General features: G+C 70.0%; 6 protein-coding genes. 1 reads left to right on the top strand and 5 read right to left on the bottom strand.

The genetic code is table 11. The annotated features are described in order from the left end of the window. Nucleotides 1-313 (top strand): CBS domain-containing protein (locus VF697_RS07920; protein ID WP_331092894.1); only part of this gene is annotated, 313 nt, incomplete at its 5' end. Between the two features lie 4 nt (nucleotides 314-317). Here VF697_RS07920 and VF697_RS07915 read toward each other — a convergent pair. From VF697_RS07915 to VF697_RS07895, 5 genes are all read right to left on the bottom strand, one after another. Then, the gene (locus tag VF697_RS07915; RefSeq protein ID WP_331092893.1) at nucleotides 318-1,061 is read right to left on the bottom strand and encodes an Imm52 family immunity protein; all 744 of its coding nucleotides are present in this window, start codon (nucleotides 1,059-1,061) and stop codon (nucleotides 318-320) included. Nucleotides 1,062-1,070: 9 nt separating this feature from the next. Further along, entirely contained in the window at nucleotides 1,071-2,462 is a 1,392-nt protein-coding gene (locus VF697_RS07910; RefSeq protein WP_331092892.1) for a Tox-REase-5 domain-containing protein, read from the bottom strand. Nucleotides 2,463-2,731: 269 nt separating this feature from the next. Further along, complete coding sequence (locus VF697_RS07905; protein ID WP_331092891.1) at nucleotides 2,732-4,912, bottom strand: bifunctional cytochrome P450/NADPH--P450 reductase; 2,181 nt, start codon at nucleotides 4,910-4,912, stop codon at nucleotides 2,732-2,734. Between the two features lie 66 nt (nucleotides 4,913-4,978). Then, nucleotides 4,979-5,371 (bottom strand): hypothetical protein, encoded by a 393-nt coding sequence (locus tag VF697_RS07900; protein WP_331092890.1) that lies wholly within the window; start codon nucleotides 5,369-5,371, stop codon nucleotides 4,979-4,981. Next, complete coding sequence (locus tag VF697_RS07895; RefSeq protein ID WP_331092889.1) at nucleotides 5,368-5,676, bottom strand: TetR/AcrR family transcriptional regulator; 309 nt, start codon at nucleotides 5,674-5,676, stop codon at nucleotides 5,368-5,370. The genes VF697_RS07900 and VF697_RS07895 overlap by 4 nt, the downstream gene beginning before the upstream one ends. Nucleotides 5,677-5,803 lie beyond the last annotated feature (127 nt).

Here is a 5,803-nt window from a genome sequence, read left to right as displayed (position 1 = left end):
CGTGGTGGTGATGACCAACACCCCGGGCCGCCCGGGCGCCACCACCGTCGTCGACCGCCAGGGGCGGCTCGTGGGCATCTTCACGGACGGAGACCTGCGCCGGCTCGTCGAGCAGGGGCGGACGGACTTCGACCTGCCCATCCGCGAGGTGATGGGCAAGCGGCCCCGCTGCGTGGGCCCCGAGGTGCTGGTACTCGAGGCCACCAAGCTGATGCGCGAGTTCCGCGTGGACCAGCTCCCCGTGGTGGACGCGGAGGGCAAGGCCGTGGGCCTGCTCGACGTGCAGGACCTATTGGCCGCGCGCTACTTCTAACGAATTACTCGCCGGCCGGCGCGGGCTGGAGGATTTCGATAAGGCCTGCCCGGTCCAACAGTTCGCGCACGCGCGTGGTGAGGGCCACGTGTTCTGGGTTGCTGGCCGTCATGGGCTCGGGGGAGAGCACGAGGAGCCAGCCCAGCGCGCCCACAGGCTCGATGCGCACGGGCGCGGGCAGTGGAGGCAGGCTGCCCCGCCGACGCGACAGGTACGTCAGCCAGCCCACCCGCACCTCTGACTTGCGCTTCTCCACGGAGCGCACCATTTCGCCCGAGGTGGCCATGGCGAAGTCGGGCTCCCAGGCGGTGGCCATACTGGTGAGCACTTCGGCCATCACCGGCGCGCGCAGCAACCGTTCTCGCACCGCGCGCTCCCTCGTCGGGTATAGCAGGCATGAATTGGGCCCTCCCCATGGGGAGTCTCCACCGCACGCCAGGTGGATTTCGGTGGCCTCCTTCTTCGCAGTCCACATCATCTGCATGAAGCCCAGGTCCTCGATGACCTCCTTGTCGACATCCGTACGGGGCCTGCCCATCAGGAGGAGCTTCTCCAACTCCTTCAGCTCCAAGCGGACAGGCCAGCCTGGTAGCTCGCGGGGGGCGCCACGGCCCGCCCGGTACCACTGGGCAAACGACGGGTCACACCGCGCCAGCATGTGGAAGAAGAGCTCCGCGCGCCGGGCACACGCCAACGCCGTCTCCTTCCGCGGGCCCCAGTACGCCCCGACGTAATACCTCTCCGACATGCGTGCTCCTCACTGCGCTGGTCGCGTATGGCGGACCTCGATGTGGGTCCATTCTTTATCCCTGAAGATTTCGCGAAGGAACTCCGCGACCTTGGCATCGGCGACATGCCAGATCAGCGGCAGTCCTAAATGCTGGGCCATCTCCGACTGGCTCCTGGCTTGCGCCATCATCTCGTTGAACTTTCCGGACCTTGTGTACCAGTACTTGGGCGTGCCATCCGCGTTGAAGAAGGAGCAGTAGCCGGGGCCCTTGGCCTCCAGCAGTTCCCTGCCCCTGATGCCGTCGAACTCCACCTTCCCAATCATGTACACCCACCACGCGGGCCGCCCTGTCACCTGCTCCTGGTAGTCCAGGGAGTCCTTCGAGCTGGTCGTGGGCTTTTTGTACGTCCACTTGCCGGGCCCCTGCGCCGAGGCCGTCTGGGTGGGCTTCCCTGCCTTGCCACTCCCGCCGCCAGTGTTTCCCGGGCCGCTTCCCGCCATGTGGAGGATTGAGAGAGCGCCCAGGTCCATGCCCACGGTGGCGGTCGTCGTGCCCCCCGCCACCACGATTCCGCCCAGCACCATCTCGCCCTCGGCCGTGAGCGACAGCGTTGGCAGCCCCGCCCCGAGCCCGCCCATTCGGCCCACCGTGGCCTCCGCCCCTCCGAGCATCATGATGACATGCGTGGAGAGGCGCGCCGCCTCGCGTACCTGGTCCTCTCGGGACATCGCCCCGTAGCGCGCGAAGTAGTCGGGCGAGGAAGCAATGAGGAGCGCGACCGTGGTGGGCAGTTGCGCCAACTCCTCGACTGTGTGGATGGGGTGGACGAGGGACTGTGCCAGCGCCACGGCCATTTCCCCCATGGCCAGCTCGGCCCCATCGAGTGCGGCATTGAACGGGTCTCTCCCCAGCCCCAGCTCGGCCAGGGGCGGGCTGTCCACGCGCCGCAGGGCCTCGTTCACCGGGTAGAAGACGCCCCCGCGCGAGAAGTAGAAGTCGCCCACCCCGAGGCTGCCCACCTTCCACTTGCCCCCCACGAGTGCGAGTGGGCCCAGGCGCTGAATGGGAGTGCCGGTGAGCGCCGCCACCAGGTAACCGTCCGGACGCACCAGCACCAGGAGCCAGAAGCGCTCGGCACGCCATTTCAAATCGGCGTACTCCACGCGCTCGTCCCCCTCGAACACCTCGCGCAGCAGCCAATACAGTACCCGACGCGGGGCGAAACTCTTCTGCGTCACGGGCGTCTTCGCCAACCGGCCCAGGAGTTGGCGCGCCTGCTCCAGGTACAGCGCCGCGCCCGCCGGGTGCCGCACCTCTTCCTCCAGGCCACTCGCCTCCTGCACCACTTGGAAGGCGTCCGCCATCTGCTCGGGGAAGCCACCCGCGCCTCCCGCCAGCGCCACTGGCGCGGGAGTCAACGAAACGGACCGCGAGTGGAGGCCGAAACCACTCGTCAGACTTCCGCGCGAATGGCCCGTGGCACACCCTCCGAGGAGCACGAGCACAGCCAGGAGAACCAGGCCGTGCAAGCCAACAAGACGAGTGACCATGCTGCATCTCCCCAGCCGCATGGGCTGAAAACCAACCCCCACGAGTCTCCGGGACATGCACCTGGGTATGTCAATGAATGGGGACGGCCCTGGCTCCGCCGCCTGGCGCCTCACGGCGGCGGAGCTCCCTTCGGCCGCTACCCGAAGACATCGGCGAGGTAGCGCTGCTGCTGCTCCAGCTCGCGCAGCCAGGCGGCGGCCTGATCCGCGGTGCAGCCGGTCCGCTCCTGGTGGATGCGCGCCACGGTCTCGCGCACCGCGGGCGCCATGGAGCGGCCATCCCCGCAGACGTAGAGACGCGCCCCCGCATCGAGCAGTGCCCCCACCCGCTCCCGCTCCGCCCACAGCCGGTGCTGCACGAACGTCACGCCCTCGCGCTCCTGCCGGAAGAAGGCCGGGAACACCTCCACCACGCCCCGGGCCTGCCACGCCTCCAGCTCCTCGCGGTAGAGGAAGTCCACGTCGGGGTGGTCACACCCGAAGAACAGCAGGGCCTTTCCGAGTGGCGTGCCCCGCTCGGCCAGCCCGGCCCGCTCCTGGATGAACCCCCGGAAGGGCGCCAGCCCCGTGCCCGCGCCAATCATCACGACGGGGACACTGGGATCCTCGGGCGGCCGGAACGGGGAGTGCGACTCCCGGAGGACGGCCGGAATCCGCGTGCCCGGCTCGACGCGCGCGAGGTAGTTGGAGCAGGTGCCCCGGTAGCGGCCCCGCCCCGACAACGCCGGCGCATCGAGCACCGCGACGGTGAGGGAGCATCGCTCCGGCGTCTCCAGCGGCGAGGACGAGATGGAGTAGCGGCGCGGCTTCATCGGAGGCAGCAGCTCCAGGAACACCCCGAACGGAAGCTCGCAGGCGGGGAAGTCCTCCAGCAGGTCAAGCACGCGCACCCGCTTGTCGAGCACCTGCTTCCGGTACGCCTCCGGGTCCGCGCCGCCCTCGCCCGCGAGCGCGAGCAGCCGCTTCTTCTCGGGCGGGCACGCGGTGTACTTCGCCAGCAACTGGAGGTCTCTGCGCGTGGCGGGCGCCGACAGCTCCACGTAGAGGCCGAGCAGCGTGCGCACCTTCACGGGCCTGTCGAGTGGCAGCGTGCTCTGCTCCTCCCGCAGGCGGCGGATGAGCACCGTCTCCTCCAGGTCCAGCTTGAAGCGCCGCGCCGCCCGCTCCACCTGCTCGGGCGCGTTCTCCGGGAGCACCGCGAGGTGGTCTCCCGTCCGGTACGACATCCCCTCGGGCAGCCGCACCTCGAGGTGGCGCTTCGAGCGGCCGAAGGGGGACGTCAGGTCCACGAGCTCGCGGTTGGCCACCACCTCCACCGGCACCACGCCATGGGCCGTCTCCAGCGGCTCCCCCCTCTGGTCGAGCCGCTCCACCTCGTAGCGAGGCACCTGGCTCGTCTCCGCCGTCTCCACCCCGAATGCCTCACCGAGCGTGGGCCACACGCCCTGGTACCAGCCGTCGAAGTCCCCGAGGAAGTCGGCGCGCGCGTCCGCCTCGCCCCGGGTGAGCATGCGCTGCGCCCCCACGGCGGCCAGGCGCTCGTCCACGCGCTTCGGCACGGACTGCCACGTCGCGGCCCAGTCCCGGTTGCCGCAGCCGAACACCGCGTAGCGCACGCCCTCGAGCGCTCCGGGCGGAAGCGCCTCCAGCCACTGGCAGAACGCCTTCGCGTTGTCCGGCGGGTGGCCGTTGTACGAGGCCGTCACGATGACGACGGCGCCCTCGCGAGGCAGGCGCCGGGCGCGCTCGCCCGCCTCGGCGAGTCCGCGGACCATGGCATCCACGAAGGGGTGCATCTCACGCTGGTAGAAGCTGTTGAAGCGGTACCCGAAGCCGCAGAGCGCGATGGTGTCGAGCGTCAGCCGCGTCATGTTGTCGGGCACGTCCAGGTCCGCCTCGGGCCCGAGCCGCTCCCACTTCTCCATGAGCTGCTCGGCGATATCGAGCATCAGGTCGAAGTAGCCTCGCATCGCCTGGGCCCCGAAGGCGGGCAGCAGGATGCGGTGCGCCCGCTCCCAGTTGGGCTCCTGGGTGTGCGCGGTGAAGAGCCCGTCCCCGGTGAAGTCGCGGATGTTGTTCAGCGCGGGGCTGATGAACTTGCCGAAGCGCTTCTCGTCGCACACCTCGTCCACCAGCGCATGCGAGCCGAGGATGAGGAGGGACCTGCCCGGAAAGGCCAACCGGAAGAGCGGACCGTGCTCCCGGCTCAGCCGCATCATCGACTGGATGGGCGTCTCCGCTTCCAGGTCGGGGATGTTGCCCACCAGCGGGCGGGGACGGGGCTGCGGGATGGACGCCTTGGCCGAGACCGTGTGCATGATGCCCGCTTTAGAGTGACGGGAGGCCCGGTGTGACGCCGTCTGGCCCGCCGCGCGGGCCGGCGCTCAGTCGCGCTGGCGGCGGGAGGGCGCCTTCCGGGCAGCCGAGCGCTCGTCCGGGGCTGGGGGGGCGACGAGGCCCTGCATCACCAGTCCCACGACGAACTCGGCGTACTGAGCGATCGTGCCCTCATCCCTCACTTCCAGCCCGAAGGCGCGCCGGGCCGTCTCCGGCTCGGCGAAGGCCTGGGTGCTCGCGCCGATGAGGGCGAAGTAGGCGAAGCGCCAGTCGATGGGACGGATCGTCCCGTCCTCCACCGCGGCGGACAGCTCACGCTGGAGGAGGGATCTCGGCTCGGTGAGCCACTTCTCGAAGAGGACCTCGAAGGACGAGCCTCCCGCGCTGCTCTCGGTGCGGATGAGCCGGGCGAGCTCCGGGCGGCGGCCGTTGAAGGTCACATAGGCCCGCAGCAGGCGCGACAGGCGGGTGACCCGGTCGGCCCCTCCACCTCCCGCATGGCCTGCCCGAGCACGTCATAGAACTCCTGGAAGAGCGCCTCGAGGACGGCGTTCCAGAGGCCCTGCTTCGAGCCGAAGTGGTGGTGCACCAGCGGCTGCGTGACTCCGGCCAGCCGGGCGATGCCCGCCGTCGTCGCCCCCGAGTAGCCGCGGTCCGCGAACTCCCGAGTGGCGGCGCTCAGGATCTCCGCACGGCCGCTCCCTGCGAGGTGGCGCTTGCTCACGGTGACATGGTGCGGGCTCACGCGTCCGCTCGCCAGTCCTCGACCCCCCGGGGCGCGGCCTGGGCCCCACCCCGGGTGTCCCGAAAAACCTCTACTGGCTCAGCTTGGCCTGCAGGGACGCGCGGGCGGCGTAGTCCGGCGCGGAGGC

The sequence above is a fragment of the Archangium sp. genome, from assembly GCF_036388035.1.
In the GTDB taxonomy this organism is placed as follows: Bacteria; Myxococcota; Myxococcia; order Myxococcales; family Myxococcaceae; genus Archangium.
The sequence above is the reverse complement of the archived record's forward strand: the minus strand, read 5'-3'. Positions and strand labels throughout refer to the sequence as shown.

What these genes read in the sequence shown, in the direction of transcription:
- VF697_RS07915 (WP_331092893.1), bottom strand. Translation starts at nt 1,061, where the DNA reads ATGTCGGAGAGGTATTACGTCGGGGCGTACTGGGGCCCGCGGAAGGAG.
- VF697_RS07905 (WP_331092891.1), bottom strand. Translation starts at nt 4,912, where the DNA reads ATGCACACGGTCTCGGCCAAGGCGTCCATCCCGCAGCCCCGTCCCCGC.